A 23,624-nucleotide genomic window follows, 5' to 3' on the forward strand; every position below is an offset into this window, starting at 1 on the left:
GCCGCGCCGGGGCGGGGCTTCGGTGGCGTACGTCACGGGACGGGCCGGGGCGTACGCCACCGGCATGGCGGCGCGGCGCCGGGGCGGCGGCGCCGTGAGAATGCCGGGATGAGCGTCGCCGTCTGCCTCTTCACGTCCGACCTGCGGCTGCACGACAACCCCGCGCTGCACGCCGCCGTGCGCGCCGCCGATGACGTCGTGCCGCTGTTCGTGGCGGACGACGCCCTCGCCCGGATCGGGTTCGCGCCGCCCAACAGGCGGGCGTTCCTCGCGGACTGCCTCGCCGGTCTCGACGAGGCGCTGCGGGCGCGCGGCGGCCGCCTCGTCGTCCGCGCCGGGGACCCGGTCCGCGAGGCCGTCCGGGTCGCGGCGGCGGCGGGGGCGGCCGAGGTGCACGTCGCCGCGGGCGTCAGCGCGTACGCGCAGCGCCGCGAGACCCGGCTGCGCGAGGCGCTGGCGGCGGACGGGCGGCGGCTGGTCGTGCACGAGGCGGCGGTCACCGTGCTGGCGCCGGGTGCGGTGACGCCGCAGGGGCGGGACCACTTCGCGGTGTTCACCCCGTACTTCCGCCGCTGGCGCGCCGCCGGGACGCGCACGCCGCTGCCCGCGCCGCGCCGCGTCCCGGTGCCCGCGGGGGTCCGCTCGCTCGCGCTCCCGGCGCGCGCGGAGGTCTCCGGCACCTCACCGGGCCTGGCCCGCGGCGGCGAGAAGGAGGGCAGGCGGCGCTTCGCCGCCTGGCTTCGTACCGGGATGGCCGCGTACGCGGACCGCCACGACGACCTCCCCGGCGACGCCACCTCCCGGCTCTCCCCGCACCTGCACTTCGGCACGCTCTCCGCCACCGAACTCGTCCACCGCGCCCGCGCGGCGGGCGGTCCGGGCGCCGACGCCTTCGTCCGGCAGCTCGCCTGGCGGGACTTCCACCACCAGGTCCTCGCCGCGCGCCCCGACGCGGCGCACGCCGACTACCGCCCGCGCGGCGACCGGTGGCGCACGGACGCCGGCGGGACCGCGGCGTGGCGCGCGGGGCGGACCGGCTACCCGATCGTCGACGCGGCGATGCGGCAGCTCGCGCACGAGGGCTGGATGCACAACCGCGGGCGGCTGCTGACGGCGAGCTTCCTGACGAAGACGCTGTACGTGGACTGGCGGGTCGGCGCCGCGCACTTCCTCGGCCTGCTGGTCGACGGGGACATCGCGAACAACCAGCTCAACTGGCAGTGGGTGGCCGGGACGGGCACCGACACGCGGCCGAACCGGGTGCTCAACCCGCTGGCGCAGGCGCGGCGTTACGACCCGGAGGGGGCGTACGTGCGGCGGTGGGTGCCGGAGCTGGCGGGGATCGCGGGGGCGGCGGTGCACCGGCCGTGGAGGCTGCCGGCGGGGGAGCGGGCGGAGTCGGGGTATCCGGAGCGGGTGGTGGAGCTGGCGGAGGGGGCGGACCGGTTCCTGCGGGGGCGGGGGAAGCGGTGAGGCGGTGGCGGGTCCTGGCGTGGTACGGGGCGGGCGGCCGTCACGTACGCAAGGAGCAGTCGCCGCACGTGCCGCCGCCGGGGACGCGGTAGTACAGGCAGCAGCTACGGCGCCGGAACGTCAGCCCCGGCCCGGTGAGCAGTCCCGTGCCGGCCAGTCGCCCCGTGCCCAGCAGGGCGCCGGTGAGCCGGGTGAGCGGGTCGCCCAGCGCCGGGCGGGCGGCGCGGAGCGCGGCGGCGGCGCCGACGAGCGCGGAAGCGGCGTTGCCGTAGAGCAGCCCGGCGGCGACCTTGACGCGCAGCCCCGCGGCGAGCGGCTCCAGGTGCCGGGTCACCACCTCCTCGTACAGCACCTCGGGCAGCCGGGCCGCCGCGGGCGCCGGGCGCCCCAAGGGCACGGGCAGCCGGAGCGCGGGGCCTTCGTCGGCGCGCTGGAGCCCGGTCAGGTCCGGTACGACGCCGTGGAGGAGGGCGCAGGCGAGCACCGGGGACCAGAGCCGGGAGGCGTGGCCGAACTGGACGAGGGAGGCGCCGATGCGGAGTTCGGCGGTGCCGTAGCGGCCGGCGGTGGCGGCGACGAGGTCGGCGGCGCCGCGGGCGTAGGTGTCGGTGACGGGGTGCCAGCCGTCGCCGGGCCCGGCGACGGCGAGGGCGAAGAACGGCCCGAGTGCGGCGGCGTCTTCGAGCGCGGCGGCGACGACGGCCGGGGGCAGGGGCTGGTCGGCGGGTGTCACGGTGCTCCCTTCGGGGCGGGGTCGGACGGCGCGGCGGCGGTGGGCGGCTCGGGTGGCACGGGCGGCTCCGGCGGGCCGGGCGGGACCATGCGCGGGGGTGGGGCGTCGTCCGGAGGCACGCCGAACGGGCCGTGCGAGCCCGTGCCATCACGCACGCGCGCGTCCCCTAGCGAATCCGCGTCCCCGGGCAGCCCCGCGCCGCCCGGCGCATCCGGGCCTCCCGCCCTGGCCGCTCCCGGCAGGGGCCCGTCCGGGAGCAGGGTGATGTGGGGGCGGGACGTGGCCGGGTGGACGGTGACCTCCGCCGCCACCCCGTACACCTCCGCGAGCAGCGCCGGCGTCAGCACCTGCGCCGGCGGGCCCGCGGCGACCGCGCGGCCGGCCCGTAGCACGCAGATGCGGTCGCAGAACGCGGCCGCCAGATTGAGGTCGTGGAGGGCGACCAGCGCGGTGGCGCCGAGGCCGCGGACGAGGCGGAGGGCGTCGAGCTGGTGGCGCAGATCGAGGTGGTTGGTCGGCTCGTCGAGCACCATCGTGCCCGCGCGCTGCGCCAGCGCCCGCGCGATCAGCACCCGCTGCTTCTCGCCCCCCGACAGCCGGTCGAACGGAGCCCCGGCCAGCTCCGCCGCCCCGACCGCCGCGAGGCTGCCGGCGATGACGGCGCGGTCGGCGTCGTCGTCCCCGGCGAAGGCGCGCTTGTGCGGCGTCCGGCCCATGGCCACCACGTCGTACACCGTCAGCTCGAAGGCGCCCGGGCTCTCCTGGAGCACCGCGGCGAGCCGCCGCGCCAGCCGCTTGGCGGGCAGCGCGCGCACGTCGTCGCCGTCGAGGAGTACGCGCCCGGAGGTGGGCCGCAGCGCGCGGTAGACGGTGCGCAGCAGCGTCGTCTTGCCCGCGCCGTTGGGGCCGAGGAGGCCGACGACCTCGCCGGGCGCGATGTCCAGGGAGACCGCATCGACGAGGGTGCGCCCGCGCGCGGTCACGGTGACGGACTCAAGCCGCAGGGCGCCGGGCGCGGCGGGGGCGCCGGGCGCGCGGCCGGTCACCGGGCGGCCCCGCGGCGCATCAGCCAGAGGAAGAACGGCCCGCCGGCCAGCGCCGTCAGCACTCCCACCGGGACCTCCTCGGGGCTGATCAGCGTGCGCGCCGCCAGGTCGGCGGCGATGAGGAACGCCGCGCCGAGCAGCGCCGCCGCGGGCAGCGCCCGCCGGTGGTCGGCGCCGGTGAGCAGCCGCACCACGTGCGGCAGGATCAGCCCGACGAACCCGATCGCCCCGCTCACCGCGACGGCCGCGCCGACCATCACGGCGACGAGCGCGAACATCGCGGAGCGGAAGCGGTGCACGTCCAGGCCGAGGGCGGCGGCGGCCTCCTCGCCGGCGAGGAGCAGGTTCAGCGGCCGGGCGACGGCCAGCAGCGCGACCGTACCGAGGACGACGACGGCCAGCGGGATCCAGATGAGCCGCCAGGTGCTGCCGGCGAGGCCGCCGAGCATCCAGCGGAGCGCGGCCTGCGTCTTGTGCGGGTCGCCCGAGGTGACGATGAGGAACCCGACGACGGCGGAGAGGACTTCGGCCGTGGCGACGCCCGCGAGCACCAGGCGCAGCGACGTCATGCGGCCGTCGGCTCCGAGCGCGAGGAAGTAGACGGCGACGAGCGCGGCGAGGGCGCCGGCGAAGGCCGCGAGCGGCAGCGTGAAGAGGCCGAGGATGGTGACGTTGAAGACCACGACGAGCACGGCGCCGACCGTGGCGCCCGAGGAGATGCCCAGCAGCATGGGGTCCGCGAGCGGATTCCGTACGAGCGCCTGGAGCGCCATCCCGCACACCGCGAGCCCCGCCCCCACCGCCCCGGCGAGCAGCACGCGCGGGAGGCGCACGTCCCACACGATGGTCTCGCGCACGGGGCTCCAGCCGGGGTCCGCGAGGGCGGGGTGGAGGCGGTGCAGGAGGATGCCCCAGACCTGGCCCGCGGGGACGCGGACGGAGCCGAGGGCGACGGCGGCGGTGGCGGAGAGCAGCAGCAGGCCGAGGAGGAGGACGAGCAGGGCGGGAAAGGGCAGCGCCCGGGCCCTCGTCACCGGAAGCGGTCCGGATGGAGCTGGCGGGCCAGCGAGTCGACGGCCTCCGGGACCCGTACGCCGAGGACGGTCGAGGAGAGCGGGAGGACGGCGAAGCGTTCATTCCGTATCGCCGGGACGTCCTGGAGCGCGGGGTGGGAGAGGAGGAACCGCTTCTTGTCGGCGACGGACCGGTCGCCGTAGTCGTAGACGACGATCGCGTCCGGGGCGCGGGCGGCGACCTGCTCGAACGACACGTCGCCGAAGGGCTTGCCGAGGCCGGCGAAGACGTTGGCGCCGCCGGCCAGTTCGATGATCTCGTTGCCGATCCCGCCGCCGCCCGCGGTGAACGCGGTCTTGTCGCCGCTGTCGTAGACGAAGACCTCCGCGGCCTCCACCCCGGCGACCGCGTCCCGCACGCCGTCGAGCGTCCCGTGCAGCTCGCCGAGGAGCTTCTCCGCCCGCCGCGGGACGCCGAACACCTCGGCGACGGTGCGTATCTCGCGGTCCATGAGGTCCACCGTCACCGGCGGCTCGGCACACGCCTCCAGGCTGAGGTACGAGTCGATGCCGGCCCCGGCGAGCGCGTCGCGGCCGCGGCCCTCCTCGAAGGTGCTGGCGAACCCGCCGTAGACGAAGTCGGGTTCCGCGGCGAGAAGGGTCTCGTACGAGGGGTACTCGTCGGCGATCACCTCGATGCCGTCGTACGCCTCGCGGTAGGCGGGCGGGATCTCGTCGTCGAGATAGCCGGTGCCGACCATGGAGTTCTCCAGCCCGAGGGCGAGCATGATCTCGGTGACGTGCTGGTTGAGGGTCACGGCCCGCTCGGGGGGCCGCTCGTAGACGGTCTCGACCCCGCAGTTGCCGACGGTCACCGGAAACCCGGGCGGCGACTCCCCCTCCACCCGCCCGCCGTCCCGCGCGGGTCCCCCGCAGGCGGCGGCGAGGAGCAGGGAAAGGGGAACGACCACACGCAACGACCGCACCGGGCCGCGCAGCAGGGCACGCACGACGGCGCACGCTCCTCTCCGGGGAAATCCGCCCCAGATCCGTCGAGGAGGCGACGACGTGAGTCTCCTGGCTCTCGGTTCACCGCCGGCCCCTGGCCTTCCCACCCCCGCGGGGGCAGTGGCCTGTTCGAAGCCGGCTCACCGATCACAGTGGCGGGACCGCACCGGATTCACACCGGTTTCCTCGTTCCGCCGTCACCTTTGGCAGCGCCATCATCGCAGACGAACCCCCTCCCGGGGGAGGGCACGTGGCGTGCATGACAGGTGCCCGGGAGCGGGCACCGCCACCTGATCGCCGGCGGCACCCCGTTAGGGTGTAACGCATGGAATCCATGAGTGACCCTTACGAGATACGGGCCGGGGTGCCGTCCGTCGCGGACTACCGGCGGTTGCGGACCGGGGCCGGGTTGTCGGACAAGGCGGCCGAGGCCGCCGCCGTGGGGCTGCCGCAGACCTGGTACGGGGTCGTCGTGTACCACCGCGGGGTGCCCGTGGGGATGGGGCGGGTCGTGGGGGACGGGGGGACCGTGTTCCAGGTGGTGGACATGTGCGTGCTGCCGGACCACCAGGGGCAGGGGCTCGGGAAGCAGATCATGGCGGAGCTCGTCGCGGAGCTCGACCGGCGGGCGCCCGCCACCGCGTACGTGTCGCTCGTCGCCGACGGGCCCGCCCGGTTCCTGTACGAGAAGTTCGGCTTCGCCGACGTCGCCGGGCACGGCTCCCTCGGCATGTACCGCGCCGGCTGAGCAGCCGCGACGCCCGGCCCCGGGCCTCGTACCGCCATACGATAGGCGCATGCCGGAGCGCGACACCGCCCCCTCGCCCACCCCCGCCGTCCACCGTCACGAGTGGACGCCCGACCGGGAGCAGCTCGAAGCCGCGAGCACGGTCTTCGCGCTGCTCGCCGACGCGACGCGGCTGCACCTGCTGTGGCTCCTCGCCGAGGGCGAGGCCGACGTCACCGAGCTGGCCACCGCCAGCGGCGCCGCCCGGCCGGCCGTCAGCCAGCATCTGGCCAAGCTGCGCCTCGCCCACCTGGTGCACTCCAGGAAGGAGGGCCGCCGCGTCGTGTACTCGCTGCGCGACGGGCATCTGCGCGGTCTCGTCGTCGAGGCCCTCAACCACGCCGACCACCTCATGACCGGCGAGCCCTGGCACTCCTGAACCGGTAACCGCCCCGCGGGAATAGCCCCCGGGCCCTCCTCTGTTTAACATGTGCGTATATGCGCACACGAGCAAAGGAAGAGGCCAGGGCCATGTTCTCCGTACTCCGCAACCGCACCTACCGGCACCTCTTCGCCGCCCAGGTCATCGCCCTCGTCGGCACCGGCCTCGCCACCGTCGCGCTCAGCCTCCTCGCCTACGACCTCGCCGGCGGCAACGCCTCCGCCGTCCTCGGCACCGCCCTGGCCGTCAAGATGGTCGCCTACGTCGGCATCGCCCCCGTCATCGGCGCCCTCGGCGACCGCATCCCGCGCCGCGCCCTGCTGGTCGCCGCCGACCTCGTGCGCGGCGTCGTCGCGCTCGCGCTGCCGTTCGTGACCGAGGTCTGGCACATCTACGTGCTGATCTTCCTCCTCCAGTCCGCCTCCGCCGCGTTCACCCCGACCTTCCAGGCCACCATCCCCGAGGTGCTCCCCGCCGAGCGCGACTACACCCGCGCGCTGTCGCTGTCGCGGCTCGCGTACGACATGGAGAGCCTCTTCAGCCCCGTGCTCGCGGCCGGGCTGCTGACGCTCCTCACCTACGACCGGCTCTTCCTCGGCACCGCCGCCGGCTTCGCCGCCTCCGCCGCGCTGGTCGTCTCCGTGGCGCTGCCGAAGCCCACCCCGCGCGAGAGGGGCGGGGAGGGCGGCACGGAGAGCGGCGGGGTGTTCGCCAGGGCCGCGTACGGGATGAGGCTCTTCGGCTCCGCGCCGCAGCTCCGCGCGCTCCTGGCGCTCAACCTCGCCGTCGCGGCGGCCAGTTCGATGGTGATCGTCAACACCGTGGTCCTGGTCCGCGACCACTTCGCCCGCCCGGTCGGCGACGTGTCGCTCGCGCTGGGCGCCTACGGCGCCGGGTCGATGGCCGTCGCGCTGGCGCTCCCCCGAGTGCTGGAGCGGGCCGGCGACCGCGCGGTGATGCTGCCGGCGGCGTTCGTGCCGGCGCCGGTGCTGGCCGTCGTCGGGACGGGCCTGGCGGCGGGGGTGCGGACCTGGCCGGCGCTGCTCGCCGCGTGGGCCCTGCTCGGCGCGGCGACCTCGGCGATGGTGACGCCGGCGGGGCGGGTGATCCGCGGCGCGGTGCCGGGGAAGGCGGACCTGCCGGCGGCGTTCGCGGCGCAGTTCTCGCTGTCGCACGTCGCGTGGCTGGTGACGTACCCGCTGGCCGGCTATCTCGCGGCGCGGGCCGGGACGGGGGTGGCGGCCGGCGTGCTGGCGGTCATCGGGCTCGCGGCGGCGGTGGCGGCGGTGCTGCTGTGGCGGCCGGCGGGCGCGGCGCGTACGGCCGGGCCCTCCCTGCGGGACCGCGGCGCGCGGCTCACCCGGGACCGTACGACCACCGCGGCGTGACGCCCTCGCACCACCCCGCGTGACACGCGTCACCGCACGTCGTCATACCCCCAGGGGGTATCTCTGCTACGCTGATCACCAGAGAGACCGCACCGGAGACGAAGGGCAAGGACACCCACCATGAACGCCACCCAGCATCACGACGCCGGCCACGGTCAGCACGACGCGCACGCCGCCCACCACGGTCACCACGCCCCCGCGGGACCCGCCGGGCTGGACGGCTCCGAGGACGGCTACACCCTCGCGCTGGAGACCACCGAGGCCCCCGCGGGCACCGAGACCGAGCTGCGCTTCCGCCTCCTCGGCGCCGACGGCCGCCCGGTCACCGACCTGACGCCCATCCACGACAAGCTCGTCCACCTGATCGCCGTACGCCGCGACCTCACCCGCTACGTCCACGTCCACCCCGCGGAGGCGGCCGACGGCACCTGGTCCGTCCGCGTCCTCCTCCCCGAGGCCGGCTCCTACCGCGTCTTCGCCGACTTCGCCCCCGCCGCGCTCGGCCGCACCCTCACGCTCGGCGCGGACCTGACGGCCGGCGACGGCGCCGGGCCCGCGCGCGAACTCCCCGCACCCGCCCCGGCCTTCACCGTCGACGGCCGCGAGGTGACGCTGACCGGCGAACTGGCGGCGGGCGAGGGGCGGCGGCTGGAGTTCGCCGTCGCCCGCGACGGCGAGCCGGTCACCGACCTGCAGCCCTACCTGGCCGCGTACGGCCACCTCGTGGCGGTACGCCGCGAGGACCTCGCGTACGTCCACGTCCACCCGGACGGCTCCCCCGGCGACGGGACGACCGAACCCGGCCCCGTCGTGGCGTTCCACGCGCAGGTGCCGGGCCCGGGGACGTACCGGCTGTTCCTCGACTTCAAGCACGAGGACGCGGTGCGCACCGCGGAGTTCACCGCGGTCGTGCGGTGACGGCGGTGCACGGGCCGGAAGGCCGGGCCGCCGGTCAGACCGCCCGTCAGGCCGCCGGCCCCGCCGGTGCAGGAGTCAGTCCGTGCCGACCGGGAAGTTGCTGCGGAACACCCCCTGCGGGTCGCGGGCGCGCTTGACGGCCCGCAGGCGGGCCAGGCTCTCCGGGCTGAAGACGTCCGCCGGGCTCTCGTCGGGGCCCAGGAACGTGTACGGCTTGCGGCCCGCGACGTACGGGCCGAGGGCCTCCACCAGCGCGCTCCGGCGGACGGGGATGCCGGCCGCCGCCTCGGGGGAGAACGGGATGCCGAAGAGATACAGCAGGTACGGCTCCTGCAGCGCGCCGTGCGGGGAGTCCGAGGGGCGGCCCAGCGCGCCGCCGACGTGGCGGAACTGGACGCCGAGCAGCGGCGTGATCGGCTCCGCGAGGAGCGCGTCGATCACGGTGTCGTCGACGGCCGTGACCATCTCGGCGCGGCCGAGGCCCGGGCTGGGGTCCGGGGGCTCGGCGGTGATGGCGCCCAGCTCGTGGACGGGCAGCACGGCCCGGTTGTCGTCGATCCGGCCGGCGATCGCGTCGAACGGGCGCAGCAGCTCGGGCCCGGCGTCCCCGGCGCCCTCGCCGAGGTACGTGGTGTGGACGGCGGCCACCGGGCCGGCACCGGGGGGTTCAGCACGCCGGCCCAGACGGTCAGCTCGTCGGGCGCCGAGGCGGTCACCGAGCGGAAGACGTCGAGCACCTCGCGGGCCTGCGCGCCGGGCCACAGCATCTGGCCGCCGTAGAGGGCGGGCGCGGGGTGCAGGCGGAACTCCGTCGCGGTGACGATCGCGTAGTCGCCGCCGCCGCCCCGCAGGGCCCAGAACAGCTCGGGGTCGCTCTCGGCGGTCACCCGGGCGGGCACGCCCTCGGCGTCGACGACCTCGAAGGCGGTGACCGAGTCGGCCGCCCAGCCGTGCGCGCGGCTGAACCAGCTCACGCCGCCGCCCAGCGTGTAGCCCGTGACGGAGACGACGGGCGAGCTGCCGGGGAGCCCGGTCAGCCCGTGCCGCGACGCCTCTTCCTGTACGCGCCCCCACTTCACCCCGGCGCCGACCCGCGCGATCCGCGCCGCGGGGTCGACCCGCACCTCGTCCAGCAGCGCGGTGCGCAGCAGAACGGCGCCGTTCACGGTCCCCGACGCGCCGTGCCCCGCGGGCTGCGTGGCGACCGCGACACCGGCCCGCCGCGCGAAGCGGACCAGCGCGGCGACGTCGTCGGCGTCGGCCGCCTCCACGACGCCGACGGCGTCGGGCTGCGGCACGGCAAGGTTCCACGGCCTGGCGGCCGCCTCGAAGCCGTCGTCGCCGGGCAGGAGCACCCGGCCGCGGACGGCGGAACGGAGTTCGGCGAAGCTGCTCATCTCGGATCCTCACGGAAGTCAGCAACAAACGGTTCGGATAGCATCTCGCGCGGGCCTGACACCGGGCCGCCGGGGGGGTGCCCGTACGGTCGGCTCTACCCGGACGTACGAGACAGCGCGGACGGACCGCGGCCGGGGCAGGTCCTAGAACCGCCCCGGCCGCCGCGCCAGTCGGGCGCGGGCGTACGCGAACGCCGCCTCGGCGTCCAGTGCGCCCGTGTCCACCGGCACCGTCCGCCACGGCGTACCGGCCAGCACCCGCCGGGTCAGCTCCGTCTCCGCCCGCAGGTGGGCCGCGGCCGACTCCAGGTCCCGTACGTGCCGCGTGCCCGGCGAGGAGCCCAGCTTCGCCACGTACCACTCCGCCCACCCGGCGCCCTCCCGGGCGACCGCCCGGCCGAGGGCCGCCCCGGGGTCGTCGTGCACGTAGACGACCGTGACCTCCGCGGGGGCCACCGCCCGCACCAGTTCCCCGACCACGCCCGCGACGGCGTCCTCGTCGTGGCCCCAGGCCACGAGCGACGGCACGAAGGGCAGCAGCGCGTCCGTCACCAGGACGTCCGTCCCGGCGGCGGCCGCCTCCGCGACGTACGCGCGGACGCACGCGACCAGCGTTCCGGGGCGCACCGCCCCCGTACCGTCCGCGAACTCCTCGGCCACCGGCCGGAACACCTCGCGCGCGAGGATGTCGGCCTCCTCGAAGTGGTCGACCACCGCCCCGTCTTCGCGGAGCGCCGCGGCGAGGGCGCGGCACAGGGTGGACTTGCCGACCCCGGGACTGTTCCCGATCACGGACACGAGCTGAACGGTCATCGCGGCAGTCTCGCAGCCGCCGCCCGACCCCCGCGGAGTGGGTGCGATGTCCGGAGGCGCGAGGGTCTGTACCACCTTCGTCAATGTGAGATAGGTCTCACCGCCGCACTTCTTATGGGGATTCTTCGTGCTCCGCGGGATTCCTGCGCTGGCACATTGTTCCCGCGTCGGAGCACCCCTCGCCCCCACGCGACGGAAGGGACGCCAGGACAGTGACGACGATCTACTGCCCGCGGTGCGACAGCCGGCACGACCCGGCGGGAGCGCCGTGGTGCGCGCAGCCGCGCGACGTGCCCGCGGTCCCCGAGATCTACGGGACCCTCGGCGCCCCGGCCCAGCTTCCCGCGGGGGCGCCGAGCGGACCCGCGCCCGCGGACCTGGAGCTGTTCGACGAGCACGACCGGACGGCGGCCCTGCCCGCGGTGCCGGAAGCCGCGTACGGCGGCGAGGGGGTGGGGGCGGAACTCGTGCCCGTACCGCCCCGGGCGCGGCACCGGCGCTACAAGCGGCGCAGCCGGCGGCTGGCCGGTCTCGCGGCCGCCGGGATGACCGTGCTCTCCGGCGGGCTGCTCGCCGCGAACGCCATGGGCGGCGGCGGAGGTGCCCGTACGGACGAGGCCGTGGCGCGGGCCGACACCCCCGTGCAGCCGCTCCCGTCCGAGGAGCCCGGCGGCGACGGCGGCGCCACCCCGGACGGCGACCGCCCCTCGGGCGCGGCGAAGCCGGACGGCGCGGAGCCCACCGGGCCGCGGCCCGGGCCGACGAAGGCCGCCCGCGACGCGGACCGGCCCGCGGAGAGCCCGGCACCGGCGAAGGACAGCCCGGCGCCGACGACCACCACCCCGGCGGAGGGCCGCGTCACCGCGCCGGACACCGCCGAACCCGAGTCGTCGTCACCGTCCACCGGCACCCCGACGCCCACGCCGAGCAAGGAGGGCGACACCGGCACCGGCGGCGACGACGGCGGCTCGAACGGCTCCGGCGGCTCGGGAGGTTCGGGCGACTCCGGCGGCGGCTCGGCCGAGGACTCCGACCGCGGCGGCCTCGAACTCGACCTGCCGCTCCTCAACGGCCTCCTCTGACGGCACCCGCCACGCTCACGCGCCGTTCCGCGCGCCCGCCACCACCCCGCGGAACGGCGCCGCGACGAGCAGCGCCGCCAGGACCAGCACCCCGCTCGCCCACAGCGGGCCGCGGTTCCCCGCGGCGCCGATCGCGCCCGCGGCGACGAGCGGCCCGGCCACGGCACCGACGTTCAGCGCCGCCGTCGCGTACGCCCCGGCCATCGTGGGTGCCCCTGCGGCCTCGTACAGCACCCGCGTGATCAGCGTGCTGCCCACCGCGAACGACAGCGCCCCCAGCACGCACACGAGCCCGAGCAGCGCGACAGGATAGCCGGCCAGCAGCCCCAGCACCGGCCAGCCGGCGAGCAGCAGCGGTCCGCCGACGGCGACGACCGCACCGGGGCGCACGTCCGCGAGCCGCCCCGCGAAGGTGACGCCGGCGAACGACCCCGCCCCGAAGAGCACCAGCGCGACCGAGATCCACGGCTTGGCCAGCCCGGCGGTGTCGGTGACGAGCGGCGCCAGGAAGGTGAAGCTGCCGAACGTGGCCGCGTTCACCAGCGCGCCGAGCAGCATGACGAGGATCAGCCGCGGGCTCCTGAGCCGCGCGATCTCCGACCGCAGCGCGGGCCCGCCCGCCGCATCCTGCCGCGCCCGGCGCCCGGGGATCCCGGCGAGGATGCCGAGGGCCGCGGGCAGGCAGAGGGCGGCGACCGCCCAGAACGTGGCCCGCCAGCCGAACGCCGCGCCCAGCAGCGACCCGCCCGGCACCCCGGCGACCGTCGCCACCGTCGTGCCCGACAGCAGGACGGCCAGCGCCCGCCCCTTCCGGTCGGGCGGTACGAGCCCGGCGGCGGTGGTCAGCGCGACGGCGAGGAAGCCCGCGTTCGCCAGCGCGGCGAGGATCCGGGTGGCGAAGAGCACCGCGAAGCTGCCGGTGACGGCACCCACGACGTGCGCCGCCGCGAACGCGAGGACGAAGGCGAGGAGCGTGCTCCGCCCCGGCCAGTTGCGGGCGAGCGCGGCCACGAGCGGGGCGCCGGCGACCATGCCGACGGCGAACGCGGAGGTGAGGGTGCCGGCCGTGCCGACGGAGACGCCGAGGTCCGAGGCGACGTCCGGCAGCAGTCCTGCGAGCATGAACTCGGACGTGCCCATGGCGAAGACGACCAGGGCAAGCAGATAGAGCGGGAAGGGCATCGGGAGGCTCCGAGACGAGGGAGGAAAGAGGGGGAGGCGTCTCGGTCACCGCGGGGTCAGCGCCCGGGGGCACGCGCGTCCGGCCGCGTCAGGCGGCGCGGCGGCGGGGCTGCGGACTCAGTGGTTCAGGGGGCTGACGGCGTGACCGAAAGCCCCCGCCCTGTCCGACTCGGGGCTCGACATGACGCGCACGCTACCCGAGCGGGCACCGGGGAGGCACGCCGGTTTCCGGTACGCACCGCCCGTACGGCCCGCACGGCAAGCGCCGCCCGCACCGCAAGCACCCCGCCCGCACCGTCCGTACGGCCGCGGGAGGCCGCCCCTCACCCCCACACCGCCTCCCCCGCCACCGCACCCAGGAACGCCGCGCCGAGCCCCACCGCCAGACTCGCGCCCACGTACGCCGCCGCGTACCGCCCCCGGCCCTTCTCGGCCAGCCGCAGCACCTCGTACGAGAACGTCGAGTACGTCGTCAGCGCCCCGCACAGCCCCGTGCCCAGCAGCAGCCGCACCGACTCCGGGGCGGCGCCGGCCAGCGTCGCGCCCGCGAGGGTGCCGAGGATCAGGCAGCCGGTGACGTTGACGGCCAGCGTGCCCCAGGGGAACGGCGAGCCGTGCCGCAACTGCACCGCCCGGTCCGTGACGTACCGCAGCGGCGCCCCCGCCATCCCCCCGGCGATCACGAGCAGCCAGTTCACGCGTCCCCCTCCCCCTCCGCGGCCGCCCCGGCGGGCGGCCCCCACACCGCCCGCCGCGTCACGGCCTGCGCCGCCCACACCGCCGCGAGCGCCGCGACCGGCGTCAGCACCAGGTACGCCACCCCCGCCGCCGCCCGCTCCTCCTCCGCCACCAGCCGCTGCACGTCCACCGCGTACGTCGAGAACGTCGTGAACCCTCCGAGTACCCCCGCGCCCAGGAACGGCCGCACCAGCCGGTGCGCCGTCCGTGCCTCCGTGATCAGGACCATCAGCACGCCGATCGCCACGCACCCGACGACGTTCACCAGCAGCGTCGTCCACGGGAAGGCCGCCGGCTCCGTGGGCCAGAGCAGCCCGGCCCCGTACCGCGCCGCGGACCCCAGCCCGCCGCCCAGCGCCACCATCGCCACCGGCGCGCCCTGACCGCGCCACCGGTGCTCGGCCGGCACGGGCCGCACCACCTCGACATCGGGGTCGATCGGCTCTGCCCGGTGCGCCCGGCGGACGTCGTCGCCGGGCCGCGGGGCCTCCGTCATGCGCACCTCACCCACTCGCCGCGGCGCGCGCGGTGGCGCGCGCCTTCCGTCGCAAGCAGGGACCGTTGGCGGCATCCGGCGCCGCGGTTCGGGTACGGCGGGCCCCACCGCCGCGGGACGGCCCGGCCGGCGTACCGGCGGCCGTCGCCGTACCCCAGGCTACGCTCCCGCGCCCCCCACGGGCCGCCCGCGCCCCCGCCCGGGAGGCCGCGCCGTCGAGCGCCGCCGGCACCGTCCTCACCTGCGTATGAATCCCGTCAACGCCGCCCCCCGCCTCGTCAGGGGACCGTCAACACCTGTCACATCCGCCCCGGCGCGGGGTTTCTCTGGACATGTCCGTTCGATTCGATTCCGTCTAGGAGCACCGATGGCCGACGTGGCCTTCGTCGTCACCACGCTCGCGGTCTTCGCGCTGGTGGCGCTCATCGCCCGAGGGGTGGCCAGGCTGTGACCGCCGACAACGTGGTGGGCCTCATCGTGGCCGTCGCCCTGCTGGGCTACCTGGTCCTCGCCCTCGTCTTCCCCGAGAGGTTCTGAGGTCCCGGCATGAGCCCGATACTCGCTGACGTGCTCCAGGTGTCGGCGCTGGTCGTCGCCCTCGCGCTCGTCCACCGCCCCCTCGGCGACTACATGGCCGGGGTCTACGGCGGCAAGAAGCACAGCCGCGTGGAGCGCTGGATCTACCGCGCCATCGGCGCCGACCCCGACGCCGGGATGCGCTGGCCCGCGTACCTGCGCGCCGTGCTCGCCTTCTCCCTGGCCGGCGTGCTCTTCCTCTACCTGCTCCAGCGGGTCCAGGACAAGCTGCCGCTCTCCCTCGGCTTCGCCGCGATCAGCCCCGACCAGGCGTTCAACACCGCCGCGTCGTTCGTCGCGAACACCAACTGGCAGTCGTACTCGGGCGAGTCCGCGATGGGCCACCTCACCCAGACCGGCGGCCTGGCCGTGCAGAACTTCGTCTCGGCCGCCGTCGGCATGGCCGTCGCGGTCGCCCTCATCCGCGGCTTCGCCCGCTCCCGCACCGGCGAACTGGGCAACTTCTGGGCGGACCTGGTCCGCGGCACGCTGCGGATCCTGCTGCCGATGGCCGCCGTCGCGGCCGTGCTGCTCGTCGCGTGCGGCGCGATCCAGAACTTCTCCGGCACCGAGTCCGTGACGACCGTGACCGGGCAGACCCAGCACCTCACCGGCGGCGCCGTCGCGTCCCAGGAGGCCATCAAGGAGCTGGGCACCAACGGCGGCGGCTTCTACAACGCCAACTCCGCCCACCCCTTCGAGAACCCCAACGGCATCTCCAACCTCCTCGAAATCTTCCTGCTGCTCGTCATCCCGTTCGCCATGCCGCGCACCTTCGGCAGGATGGTCGGCAGCGTCCGGCAGGGCTACGCCGTCGTGGCCGCGATGGCCGGCATCTGGCTGGCCGGCGTGGTCGCCGTGACCGCGCTGGAGGCCGCGCACCCGGGCACCGCCGCGCAGGTGGCGGGCGGCGCGATGGAGGGCAAGGAGCAGCGGCTCGGCGAGGGCGCGTCGTCGCTCTTCGCGGTCTCCACGACCATGACGTCGACGGGCGCGGTCAACGCCTTCCACGACTCCTTCGGCGGACTCTCCGGCGGCGTGCTGCTCTTCGGCATGATGATCGGCGAGATCGCGCCCGGCGGGGTCGGCTCGGGGCTGTACGGCATGCTGGTGATGGCGATCGTCGCGGTCTTCATCGCCGGGCTCATGGTGGGCCGTACGCCCGAGTACCTCGGCAAGAAGATCGGGCCCCGCGAGATGAAGCTCGCGGCCTGCTACATCCTCGTCACCCCCGCGCTGGTGCTGACCGGCACGGCGCTGGCGATGGGCACGGGCAACGGCGAGTCGTCGATGACGAACACCGGGCCGCACGGCTTCTCCGAGGTCCTCTACGCCTACACCTCCGCCTCCCACAACAACGGCAGCGCCTTCGCGGGCTTCTCGGCGAACACCGGGTTCCACAACACCGCGCTCGGCCTGTGCATGCTGGTCGGCCGGTTCCTGCCGATGGTGTTCGTGCTGGCGCTGGCCGGCTCGCTCGCCGGGCAGCGGCCCGTGCCGGCCACCGCCGGGACGCTCCGTACCGACAGGCCGCTGTTCACCGGCGTGCTGGTGGCCTGCATCGCCGTCGTCGCCGGGCTCACCTTCTTCCCCTCGCTCGCACTCGGGCCGCTCGCCGAAGGACTGGCAGCATGATCACGCAGACAGAGACCCCTCCGCACGCCCCCGTGGATCCCGTACGGACCGAGGCCGGACCCCGGGTCGCCGGCGGCCTGTTCGACCCCGGGCAGCTCCTGCGGTCCGTACCCGACGCGGTGCGCAAGCTCGACCCGCGGGTCATGGCGAAGTCGCCGGTGATGTTCGTGGTCGAGATCGGCTCGGTGTTCACCACGGTCCTCGCGGTCACCGACCCGGGCGACTGGTTCGGCTGGGTCATCGCCGCCTGGCTCTGGCTCACCGTGCTCTTCGCCAACCTGGCGGAGGCCGTCGCCGAGGGCCGCGGCAAGGCGCAGGCCGACACGCTGCGCCGGGCCAAGACGGACACGGTCGCCCGCCGCCGTACCACCGCGGGCGAGGAACGGGTCCCCGGCACCGACCTGCGCGTCGGCGACCTCGTCGTCTGCGAGGCCGGCGACGTCATACCCGGCGACGGCGACGTGGCCGAAGGCGTCGCCTCCGTCGACGAGTCCGCGATCACCGGCGAATCGGCGCCCGTGATCCGGGAGTCGGGCGGCGACCGCTCGGCGGTCACCGGCGGCACCAAGGTGCTCTCGGACCGCATCGTCGTACGGATCACCGCCAAGCCCGGCGAGACGTTCATCGACCGCATGATCGCGCTCGTCGAGGGCGCGGCCCGGCAGAAGACGCCGAACGAGATCGCGCTGAACATCCTGCTCTCGTCGCTCACGATCGTCTTCCTGCTGGCCGTCGTCACGCTCCAGCCCTTCGCGGTCTACGCGGGCGCCGAGCAGTCCCTCGTCGTGCTCGCCGCGCTGCTCGTCTGCCTCATCCCCACCACCATCGGCGCGCTGCTCTCCGCCATCGGCATCGCGGGCATGGACCGGCTCGTCCAGCGCAACGTGCTCGCCATGTCCGGCCGGGCCGTCGAGGCGGCCGGCGACGTGTCCACGCTGCTGCTGGACAAGACCGGCACCATCACGCTCGGCAACCGGCAGGCGCACGAGTTCCTGCCCGTACCCGGCGCGGGCGAGGCCGAACTCGCCGACGCCGCGCAGTTGTCGTCGCTCGCCGACGAGACGCCGGAGGGCCGCTCGATCGTCGTGCTCGCCACGTCCCGCTACGGGCTGCGCGAGCGCGAACCCGGCGCGCTGGCGCACGCCGACTGGGTGCCGTTCACCGCGCAGACCCGCATGTCGGGCGTCGACGTCGACGGCCGCCGGATCCGCAAGGGCGCGGCGGGCGCGGTCGCGGCGTGGGTACGGGAACGGGGCGGTGACGTCCCGGACACCGTGCGGGACATGGCCGACACCGTCGCCGACTCCGGCGGCACCCCGCTGCTCGTCGCCGTCGCCGACGACCGGGGCGGCGCGCGGGTCCTCGGCGTCGTCCACCTCAAGGACGTCGTGAAGGAGGGCATGCGCAAACGCTTCGCCGAACTGCGCCGCATGGGCATCAGGACCGTCATGATCACGGGTGACAACGCCAAGACGGCGAAGGCCATCGCCGCCGAGGCCGGCGTCGACGACTTCCTCGCCGAGGCCACGCCCGAGGACAAGATGGCCCTCATCAAGCGCGAACAGGCGGGCGGCAAGCTCGTCGCCATGACCGGCGACGGCACGAACGACGCCCCCGCGCTGGCCCAGGCGGACGTCGGCGTCGCCATGAACACCGGCACCTCCGCCGCCAAGGAGGCCGGGAACATGGTCGACCTGGACTCCAACCCGACGAAGCTCATCGAGATCGTGGAGATCGGGAAGCAGCTCCTCATCACCCGGGGCGCGCTCACGACCTTCTCGATCGCCAACGACGTCGCGAAGTACTTCGCGATCATCCCCGCGATGTTCGCCGCCGCCTACCCGAGCCTGGACAAGCTCAACATCATGCAGTTGTCCTCGCCGGAGTCGGCGATCCTCTCCGCGGTCGTCTTCAACGCGCTGATCATTGTCGCGCTGGTCCCGCTGGCGCTGCGCGGCGTGCGCTACCGCCCGATGAGCGCCGACCGCATGCTCCGGCGCAACATCGGGGTCTACGGCCTCGGCGGGCTGGTGGCCCCGTTCGTCGGCATCAAGCTGATCGACCTCGTCGTCTCGCTCATCCCCGGAATCGGCTGAGGAACCCTGATGAACACTTCCGCACGCTCCACCGCCCGGCTGCTCGTCAGCGCGCTGCGCGCGCTGCTGGTCCTCACCGTGGTCACCGGCGTGATCTACCCCTTGGTGATCACGGGCATCGCGCAGGGCGCGTTCGCCGGGAAGGCGAACGGCTCGAAGGTCGAGTTCGAGGGCCGGGAGGCGGGCTCGAAGCTGATCGGCCAGAGCTGGAACCTCAAGGGCACGGACACCCCCGACCCCCGCTGGTTCCAGCCCCGCCCCTCCAACAGCGCCTACGACCCCCTGGCCACGGGCCCGTCGAACCTGGGCGCGTCGGACGCGACGCTGGTGAAGACGGTGAAGGAGGCGAAGCAGCAGGTGGCGTCCTTCAACGACGTCCCCGTATCGGAGGTCCCGAAGGACGCGGTAACGGGCTCGGGCTCGGCGATAGACCCGCACATCTCCCCGGCGTACGCGGAGATCCAGGTGAACCGGGTGGCACAGGAGAACGGCCTGGCGGCGGCCCAGGTGGAGAACCTGGTGAACGCCCACAAGGAGGGCCGGGACCTGGGCTTCCTGGGCAACGAGAAGGTCAACGTCCTGGAACTGAACCTGGCCCTGTCCCGCCTGACGGACGACTGACGGCGGGGATCAGCCGACGTAGTTCTTCAGGGTCTCCGTGTCGAGCGTGATGCCCACCGGGTCGGCAAGAGTCACTTCCTCGCCGAAGGGGGCCCGGTGGATGTCCAGGTAGCATCCGCGCTCAGGGTGGGGGTTGGTCTGGACGACGACGGTGTCGGTATCGCGGTCCACCAGGAGGTAGACGGGGATGCCCGCTGCCGCGTAGGCGGCCGGCTTGTCCTGCCGGTCGCGGCGGTCGGTGTCCCCGTCGTGCGAGGTGACCTCGACGACCATCAGGACGCCGTCGGGCTCGGACCACTCACCGACCCCGGCAAAGTGCCCGTCCGGCGCCAGGACGCCATCGGGCCGGGCGCGCCCCTGCCGGTAGGTCTCGACCTTCAGCCCGCGTCCGGCCGGGTAGAGAAAGAGATCAGGGCGCTGTTGAAGACAGCGCTTCAGCAGCCACCTGATGATCTCGTCGTGGTCCCCGTCCAGCACGCGCTTCCCCTCGATCCGTCCGTTGAGGAACTCCAACGTGACGGTCTCGGGTGCGGCGGAAGCGATCTCTTCGAACTCCTCCACCAGCATGTGAGACCTCGTGCGTTGAGCCATAACCGTCGTGGTGCCCGCTTCCGGGCGAGCGCCAGCTTCGCCCGCCCCGGGCCAGGCCGGGGGCATATTTCGCGACGATCACACCTACGAGTGATCACACGCGCCTCGCCCACCCCGGCACCTCACACCGCCCCGGACAGCTTCTTCACCATCACCGTGTACGGAGGCGAGTCGTCGTCCGATGCGAACTCGTCGGCCTTCTCGTAGCCCCAGCTCTCGTAGAGGCAAATGACCTTGGCGTGGGCGGTCTCGACCTGGAGGGACACCATGTCCGCCGCCACGGGACCGATCAGCGCATCGTGGATCTTCTTGGCGCGCCCAGTCCCACGCCACCCAGGCAGCACCATCAGCTCCGAGAGGGCGAACACGGACCCCCGGAGGTCGCGCCGCCGCTCACTCCCCTTCCACCAACCGCCCGGCGCGAGCATCGCCCCGTAGGCGTATCCCACCGCGCTTCCGTCCTCCCACCCGGACACGCACCGCCAGTTCTTCCGGGAGGACCAGAGGTCCAGGAAGTAGGTGAAGCGCTCGCGGGAGTGGAAAGGGTCGGGATGGTCCGCGTACACCTCGTCATGGATGTCCAGCAACAGAGATCGCACGTCGTCGGCTTCGGCGTGCCCATGCCGCTTCAGTTCCATCGCCCGGACACCTCGATCCACTCGACCACTTCGGGAGCCCTCGACCCTGAGGTGGCCACCATCTCGCGCGTCAGGGCCAAGGTGTGCGACGTCCTCTTCGACCCGGAGGGAAGCAAGGCGTACGCCTTCGCCCCCGTGGCGCAGGCCGACTCCAACTCGCCTTGCCGCGCTTGCGCAAGCGCCAGGTGCGCGGTGTAGAGCGCCCTGTCCCGGACCTGCCCCTCGGAGAGGGCGGCGAGGGTGCGGTGCAGGCAGAATTCGGCCCGGTCGTGGGCCCCCATGGCCGTCCACATGTACGACGACTGGGCGTCGAACTCGGCCCGGCCGTAGAAACTGATCCAGTCCGAGTGCGGCACGTCGGCACGGCGCTCGAAGTTCTTCTCGGCCAGGCCGTGTGCGCGCAGTGCGTCGGTGCGCAGGCGGAGACGGGCGAGGGCATTGGCGTTGCGCAGGTGTCCGAGAGACGCGTACAGAGGGTTGCGCCGGGCAGCCGTCGACCGCTTCATCACGTCGGCGCCGGCAGCGGCCTCGCCGTGGTTCTCCCGCTGGCTCGACGTGAGCATGAGGTGGTCCCAGATACGGAAGGCCGTCCCGCTGTCCCTGGAGAGGCTGGCGAGCGTCATGGCCTTGTCGAGATGCCCGCGGGCGCGCTGAGGTGCGCTGGCATCGATGGCGGCGAAGGCAGCGGACGCCAGCGCCTCGGCGGCCAGGCGATGCAGCCCGTCCCGCACCCGGGCGGAGGCTCCGCCGGCGGCCAGGGCGGACTGGATGCGCCGGGCGAGTTCGGTGGCGAGACTCTCCACGGTGCGGGAACCGCCGACCGTGCGGTCCAGCCGGAGAATTCCCACGTAGTCCCGGTGAAACCTGTGGACGTCGCCCGTACCCAGACGTCCGCGGGGTGTGGGCGGCGGGACCACGAGCGAAAGGCCCGTCGCGCTCGCTGCCGTGAGGAATTCGCGACGACGCCGCACAAGCTCGCCCTCAGACGATGCGGGGCTCTTCTTACGCCGGGGGATGAACCCGAGATCCTCGGAAGAGGCGCCCAGTACCTGCTCGATGCAGAAGCGGATGCGATCCTGGGGCCACTTCGTGTCGTATCTCAGCCACCGTCGTACGTCAGCGTCGGTCACCGCGCCGGGAGAACCCGTCAGCCGTTCGATCGCGACGTTGACCTGCCTGGCTAACTCTGCCTGGGAGAAGCCGAGTGCGTCGATCCGCGCTCCCAGCTTGGCGTTCGCGTACACGGCACGAAGGTAACGCTCCACGATCGCGTCACGACAGCGCGAAGGTAAAAATCACCGGGTCCCGCGCCGGAGTCCCATCGCTTCTCACCTGTCGCCCACGCCGCCCCCGGCCGTTGACTGTGTCGCGAACACGGAACGTACTGGGCTCCGCCCGGAACGAGGTAAGCATCATGACCACATACGCGCGCGGGTTCACCAGAAGTGCCGGCTCCGTTGGCAAAGCGCGCGACTTTGTCGCCGCTGCCGTCGGTGTGGGTGAACGGGCCGAGGACATTCGGGTGTGCGTTTCCGAGCTCGCCACCAACGCCCTGCTGCACGGCACCCCGCGGGGGCGCGAATTTCGCGTGCACGTTGCCGTGGACGTTGGCGCCGTGCGTATCGAAGTGCACGACGCGAGCGACGCGCTTCCCCGTCTCCTCACGCCCGCGGAAACCGACGACCGCGGCCGCGGCCTGCAATTGGTCGACGCACTCGCCGACGACTGGGGCACCTCCGACCGCCAGGGCATCGGCAAAGTCGTCTGGACAATGTTCAAGATCCCCTGTGGGACGCCCTCTTCGGCCGACACAGACACAGAGTGAAGGAAGGCCGTCGACCGCGTCCTGCACTCGGGCACCCTGCGACGGGGTGCAAGGTACGTGCGCAGTGGACCACGATGACGCCGCCGGGGCGGGTCTGTTGGACCCACGGGTACGGGAGGTGCCTTCGCGGCGCGGTCGCTGCCGGGGTTGAGGCGGTGACGGTGGGTGCGGCCGGAGGAGGCCGGGGTCGGGTCTTGGCGGACGTGAGGGCTTGTCGGGGTCGGGGGGTCCGAGTCGGGGTGGGCGGTGTCGCGTGGGAGCGGTCCGTACGGGGGTTTTGGAGCATCGGGCCCCACCTCGCCCGGCGGCCCGTTCCCCGGTGTGCCCGGCTCCGGTCACAGCGGCGATCACGCACAGCACCCGGCGCCCGCCGGTGCCCAGGACCTGAGCACCCGGGGAAGCAAGGCCCAACGCCTGCCGCACGACGTGCCTCCGCCCCGCGATCCCCCGACGGGGGTGCCCGTACCGCAGGAGCGGAGACACTGGGCCGTAACTCGCGGTAACCCCCCTGGATTCGGGCCGAATCAGGCCCCAGCGCCCGAGTTTTGCCCCACGGCACGCACTGCCCACTCGACGCCGCGCAGAACCCCGGCGCGCCGTCGCTGGGCGGACGCACCTCACGCGGCCGGGAGTTGGGCGCGGCTTCCCCGGGTGCGGGGTTCCGGTGCTGCATGCGGCGGGGGCGGTCCCGTTGCCGGTCGCTTCCCCGGGTGGGCGGGTTCTGGGTGCTGGCGGGCGCGGGTTGTTGCGTGTGATCGCCGCTGCGGCCGGAGCGGGTTCCTTCGGGGACGTGGCTGGGCTCCGGCCTGGGGGGCCAATGCTCCAAAACCCACGTTGGCCCTTTCGCCTACGAGATCGCCCACCCCGACGCCCGCCCTTCCTACGACGCCGGCCAGCCCGGCGACAAGGGCCCGCCGCCACCGCGCCGCCGCCCCGACACCGGGTCCATCCCGCGCCCGGCCGCCACGCACCGGACCCCCACCCCGGCGCCGCGAACGCCCGCAACCGGTCCCACCCTGCACCGGTCCTCGCCCCCGCCCACCGCGGACATCGGCAACCGGACCGAGCCCAGATCCGTGGGGCCCAGCCCACGCACACGTCAGGCCCGCCGACCGCACCGGCATCGGCACCAGCACCGGCAAAGCCGTCTGGGCGGTGTTCAGTGCCACCGGTCGTGGACTGGCTG

The 23,624-nt window shown here is 74.3% G+C and carries 23 protein-coding genes, 1 pseudogene and 1 riboswitch; of the genes and pseudogenes, 11 read left to right on the forward strand and 13 right to left on the reverse strand.

Annotated features, from left to right (window positions below):
- Window positions 1-108: 108 nt before the first annotated feature.
- A complete protein-coding gene (locus DMB38_RS15985) occupies window positions 109-1,473 on the forward strand; it encodes a deoxyribodipyrimidine photo-lyase (RefSeq protein ID WP_125935764.1) in 1,365 nt (454 codons plus the stop codon).
- Between the two features lie 40 nt (window positions 1,474-1,513).
- Here the strand turns inward: DMB38_RS15985 and DMB38_RS15990 are convergent, their stop codons facing one another.
- The 4 genes and pseudogenes from DMB38_RS15990 to DMB38_RS16005 form a co-directional block, all read right to left on the reverse strand.
- Window positions 1,514-2,206 carry a (2Fe-2S)-binding protein gene (locus DMB38_RS15990; RefSeq protein ID WP_125935765.1) on the reverse strand — a complete coding sequence of 231 codons (693 nt, stop codon included), beginning with the start codon at window positions 2,204-2,206 and terminating at the stop codon, window positions 1,514-1,516.
- A gap of 251 nt (window positions 2,207-2,457) precedes the next feature.
- Window positions 2,458-3,279: pseudogene (locus tag DMB38_RS15995) on the reverse strand (ABC transporter ATP-binding protein); the annotation flags it as partial.
- Window positions 3,249-4,286: an iron ABC transporter permease gene (locus DMB38_RS16000; RefSeq protein WP_125935766.1), complete on the reverse strand. Its 1,038-nt coding sequence runs from the start codon at window positions 4,284-4,286 to the stop codon at window positions 3,249-3,251. The pseudogene DMB38_RS15995 and the gene DMB38_RS16000, both read right to left, overlap by 31 nt.
- Window positions 4,283-5,140: an ABC transporter substrate-binding protein gene (locus tag DMB38_RS16005; protein WP_125939070.1), complete on the reverse strand. Its 858-nt coding sequence runs from the start codon at window positions 5,138-5,140 to the stop codon at window positions 4,283-4,285. Before DMB38_RS16005 ends, DMB38_RS16000 begins: the two co-directional genes overlap by 4 nt.
- A gap of 174 nt (window positions 5,141-5,314) precedes the next feature.
- Window positions 5,315-5,503, reverse strand: a riboswitch (cobalamin riboswitch).
- A 95-nt stretch (window positions 5,504-5,598) separates the two neighbouring features.
- Between DMB38_RS16005 and DMB38_RS16010 the strand changes: the two genes are divergently transcribed.
- The 4 genes from DMB38_RS16010 to DMB38_RS16025 all read left to right on the forward strand — a co-directional run bounded on the left by DMB38_RS16010 (window position 5,599) and on the right by DMB38_RS16025 (window position 8,748).
- The gene (locus DMB38_RS16010; protein WP_206337700.1) at window positions 5,599-6,021 is read left to right on the forward strand and encodes a GNAT family N-acetyltransferase; all 423 of its coding nucleotides are present in this window, start codon (window positions 5,599-5,601) and stop codon (window positions 6,019-6,021) included.
- A gap of 49 nt (window positions 6,022-6,070) precedes the next feature.
- Window positions 6,071-6,439 (forward strand): metalloregulator ArsR/SmtB family transcription factor, encoded by a 369-nt coding sequence (locus DMB38_RS16015; RefSeq protein WP_125935767.1) that lies wholly within the window; start codon window positions 6,071-6,073, stop codon window positions 6,437-6,439.
- Between the two features lie 92 nt (window positions 6,440-6,531).
- The gene (locus tag DMB38_RS16020; protein ID WP_125939071.1) at window positions 6,532-7,830 is read left to right on the forward strand and encodes an MFS transporter; all 1,299 of its coding nucleotides are present in this window, start codon (window positions 6,532-6,534) and stop codon (window positions 7,828-7,830) included.
- A 120-nt stretch (window positions 7,831-7,950) separates the two neighbouring features.
- Window positions 7,951-8,748 (forward strand): hypothetical protein, encoded by a 798-nt coding sequence (locus tag DMB38_RS16025; protein ID WP_125935768.1) that lies wholly within the window; start codon window positions 7,951-7,953, stop codon window positions 8,746-8,748.
- Window positions 8,749-8,823: 75 nt separating this feature from the next.
- Here DMB38_RS16025 and DMB38_RS36900 read toward each other — a convergent pair whose 3' ends face one another.
- The 3 genes from DMB38_RS36900 to DMB38_RS16035 form a co-directional block, all read right to left on the reverse strand.
- Window positions 8,824-9,288: a hypothetical protein gene (locus DMB38_RS36900; RefSeq protein ID WP_240662291.1), complete on the reverse strand. Its 465-nt coding sequence runs from the start codon at window positions 9,286-9,288 to the stop codon at window positions 8,824-8,826.
- A complete protein-coding gene (locus DMB38_RS16030; protein WP_240662293.1) occupies window positions 9,186-10,145 on the reverse strand; it encodes an FAD-binding oxidoreductase in 960 nt (319 codons plus the stop codon). The genes DMB38_RS36900 and DMB38_RS16030 overlap by 103 nt, the downstream gene beginning before the upstream one ends.
- Before the next feature lie 144 nt (window positions 10,146-10,289).
- Window positions 10,290-10,958: a hypothetical protein gene (locus DMB38_RS16035; RefSeq protein WP_206337701.1), complete on the reverse strand. Its 669-nt coding sequence runs from the start codon at window positions 10,956-10,958 to the stop codon at window positions 10,290-10,292.
- A gap of 212 nt (window positions 10,959-11,170) precedes the next feature.
- Between DMB38_RS16035 and DMB38_RS36135 the strand changes: the two genes are divergently transcribed.
- Window positions 11,171-12,040, forward strand: coding sequence for a hypothetical protein (locus DMB38_RS36135; protein WP_164716015.1), 870 nt, complete (start codon window positions 11,171-11,173; stop codon window positions 12,038-12,040).
- A 15-nt stretch (window positions 12,041-12,055) separates the two neighbouring features.
- Here the strand turns inward: DMB38_RS36135 and DMB38_RS16045 are convergent, their stop codons facing one another.
- The 3 genes from DMB38_RS16045 to crcB (DMB38_RS16055) form a co-directional block, all read right to left on the reverse strand.
- Complete coding sequence (locus DMB38_RS16045) at window positions 12,056-13,222, reverse strand: Cmx/CmrA family chloramphenicol efflux MFS transporter (RefSeq protein ID WP_125935769.1); 1,167 nt, start codon at window positions 13,220-13,222, stop codon at window positions 12,056-12,058.
- A 323-nt stretch (window positions 13,223-13,545) separates the two neighbouring features.
- The gene (crcB, locus tag DMB38_RS16050; protein ID WP_047016639.1) at window positions 13,546-13,920 is read right to left on the reverse strand and encodes a fluoride efflux transporter CrcB; all 375 of its coding nucleotides are present in this window, start codon (window positions 13,918-13,920) and stop codon (window positions 13,546-13,548) included.
- Window positions 13,917-14,456, reverse strand: coding sequence for a fluoride efflux transporter CrcB (gene crcB / locus DMB38_RS16055; RefSeq protein ID WP_125935770.1), 540 nt, complete (start codon window positions 14,454-14,456; stop codon window positions 13,917-13,919). Before crcB (DMB38_RS16055) ends, crcB (DMB38_RS16050) begins: the two co-directional genes overlap by 4 nt.
- 447 nt (window positions 14,457-14,903) lie before the next feature.
- Here crcB (DMB38_RS16055) and kdpF point away from each other — a divergent pair, with 447 nt between their 5' ends.
- Genes kdpF through kdpC form a run of 4 tightly spaced genes read left to right on the forward strand, consistent with a single transcriptional unit; the run spans window position 14,904 to window position 19,384 of the window.
- Window positions 14,904-14,993, forward strand: coding sequence for a K(+)-transporting ATPase subunit F (kdpF, locus tag DMB38_RS16065; RefSeq protein WP_018836529.1), 90 nt, complete (start codon window positions 14,904-14,906; stop codon window positions 14,991-14,993).
- Window positions 14,994-15,002: 9 nt separating this feature from the next.
- Window positions 15,003-16,667, forward strand: coding sequence for a potassium-transporting ATPase subunit KdpA (gene kdpA / locus DMB38_RS16070; protein WP_125935772.1), 1,665 nt, complete (start codon window positions 15,003-15,005; stop codon window positions 16,665-16,667).
- The gene (gene kdpB / locus DMB38_RS16075) at window positions 16,664-18,763 is read left to right on the forward strand and encodes a potassium-transporting ATPase subunit KdpB (RefSeq protein ID WP_125935773.1); all 2,100 of its coding nucleotides are present in this window, start codon (window positions 16,664-16,666) and stop codon (window positions 18,761-18,763) included. Before kdpA ends, kdpB begins: the two co-directional genes overlap by 4 nt.
- Before the next feature lie 9 nt (window positions 18,764-18,772).
- Entirely contained in the window at window positions 18,773-19,384 is a 612-nt protein-coding gene (kdpC, locus tag DMB38_RS16080; RefSeq protein WP_125935774.1) for a potassium-transporting ATPase subunit KdpC, read from the forward strand.
- 9 nt (window positions 19,385-19,393) lie between these two features.
- Here the strand turns inward: kdpC and DMB38_RS16085 are convergent, their stop codons facing one another.
- The 3 genes from DMB38_RS16085 to DMB38_RS16095 all read right to left on the reverse strand — a co-directional run bounded on the left by DMB38_RS16085 (window position 19,394) and on the right by DMB38_RS16095 (window position 21,857).
- A complete protein-coding gene (locus DMB38_RS16085; RefSeq protein ID WP_240662295.1) occupies window positions 19,394-19,951 on the reverse strand; it encodes a Uma2 family endonuclease in 558 nt (185 codons plus the stop codon).
- 146 nt (window positions 19,952-20,097) lie between these two features.
- A complete protein-coding gene (locus tag DMB38_RS16090) occupies window positions 20,098-20,613 on the reverse strand; it encodes a GNAT family N-acetyltransferase (protein WP_125935776.1) in 516 nt (171 codons plus the stop codon).
- Window positions 20,604-21,857 (reverse strand): XRE family transcriptional regulator, encoded by a 1,254-nt coding sequence (locus DMB38_RS16095; protein ID WP_240662297.1) that lies wholly within the window; start codon window positions 21,855-21,857, stop codon window positions 20,604-20,606. Before DMB38_RS16095 ends, DMB38_RS16090 begins: the two co-directional genes overlap by 10 nt.
- Before the next feature lie 170 nt (window positions 21,858-22,027).
- Here DMB38_RS16095 and DMB38_RS16100 point away from each other — a divergent pair, with 170 nt between their 5' ends.
- Window positions 22,028-22,438 (forward strand): ATP-binding protein, encoded by a 411-nt coding sequence (locus DMB38_RS16100; protein WP_125935777.1) that lies wholly within the window; start codon window positions 22,028-22,030, stop codon window positions 22,436-22,438.
- The last annotated feature ends 1,186 nt before the right edge of the window (window positions 22,439-23,624 follow it).

Source organism: Streptomyces sp. WAC 06738 (genome assembly GCF_003945505.1).
Taxonomy (GTDB): Bacteria; Actinomycetota; Actinomycetes; order Streptomycetales; family Streptomycetaceae; genus Streptomyces.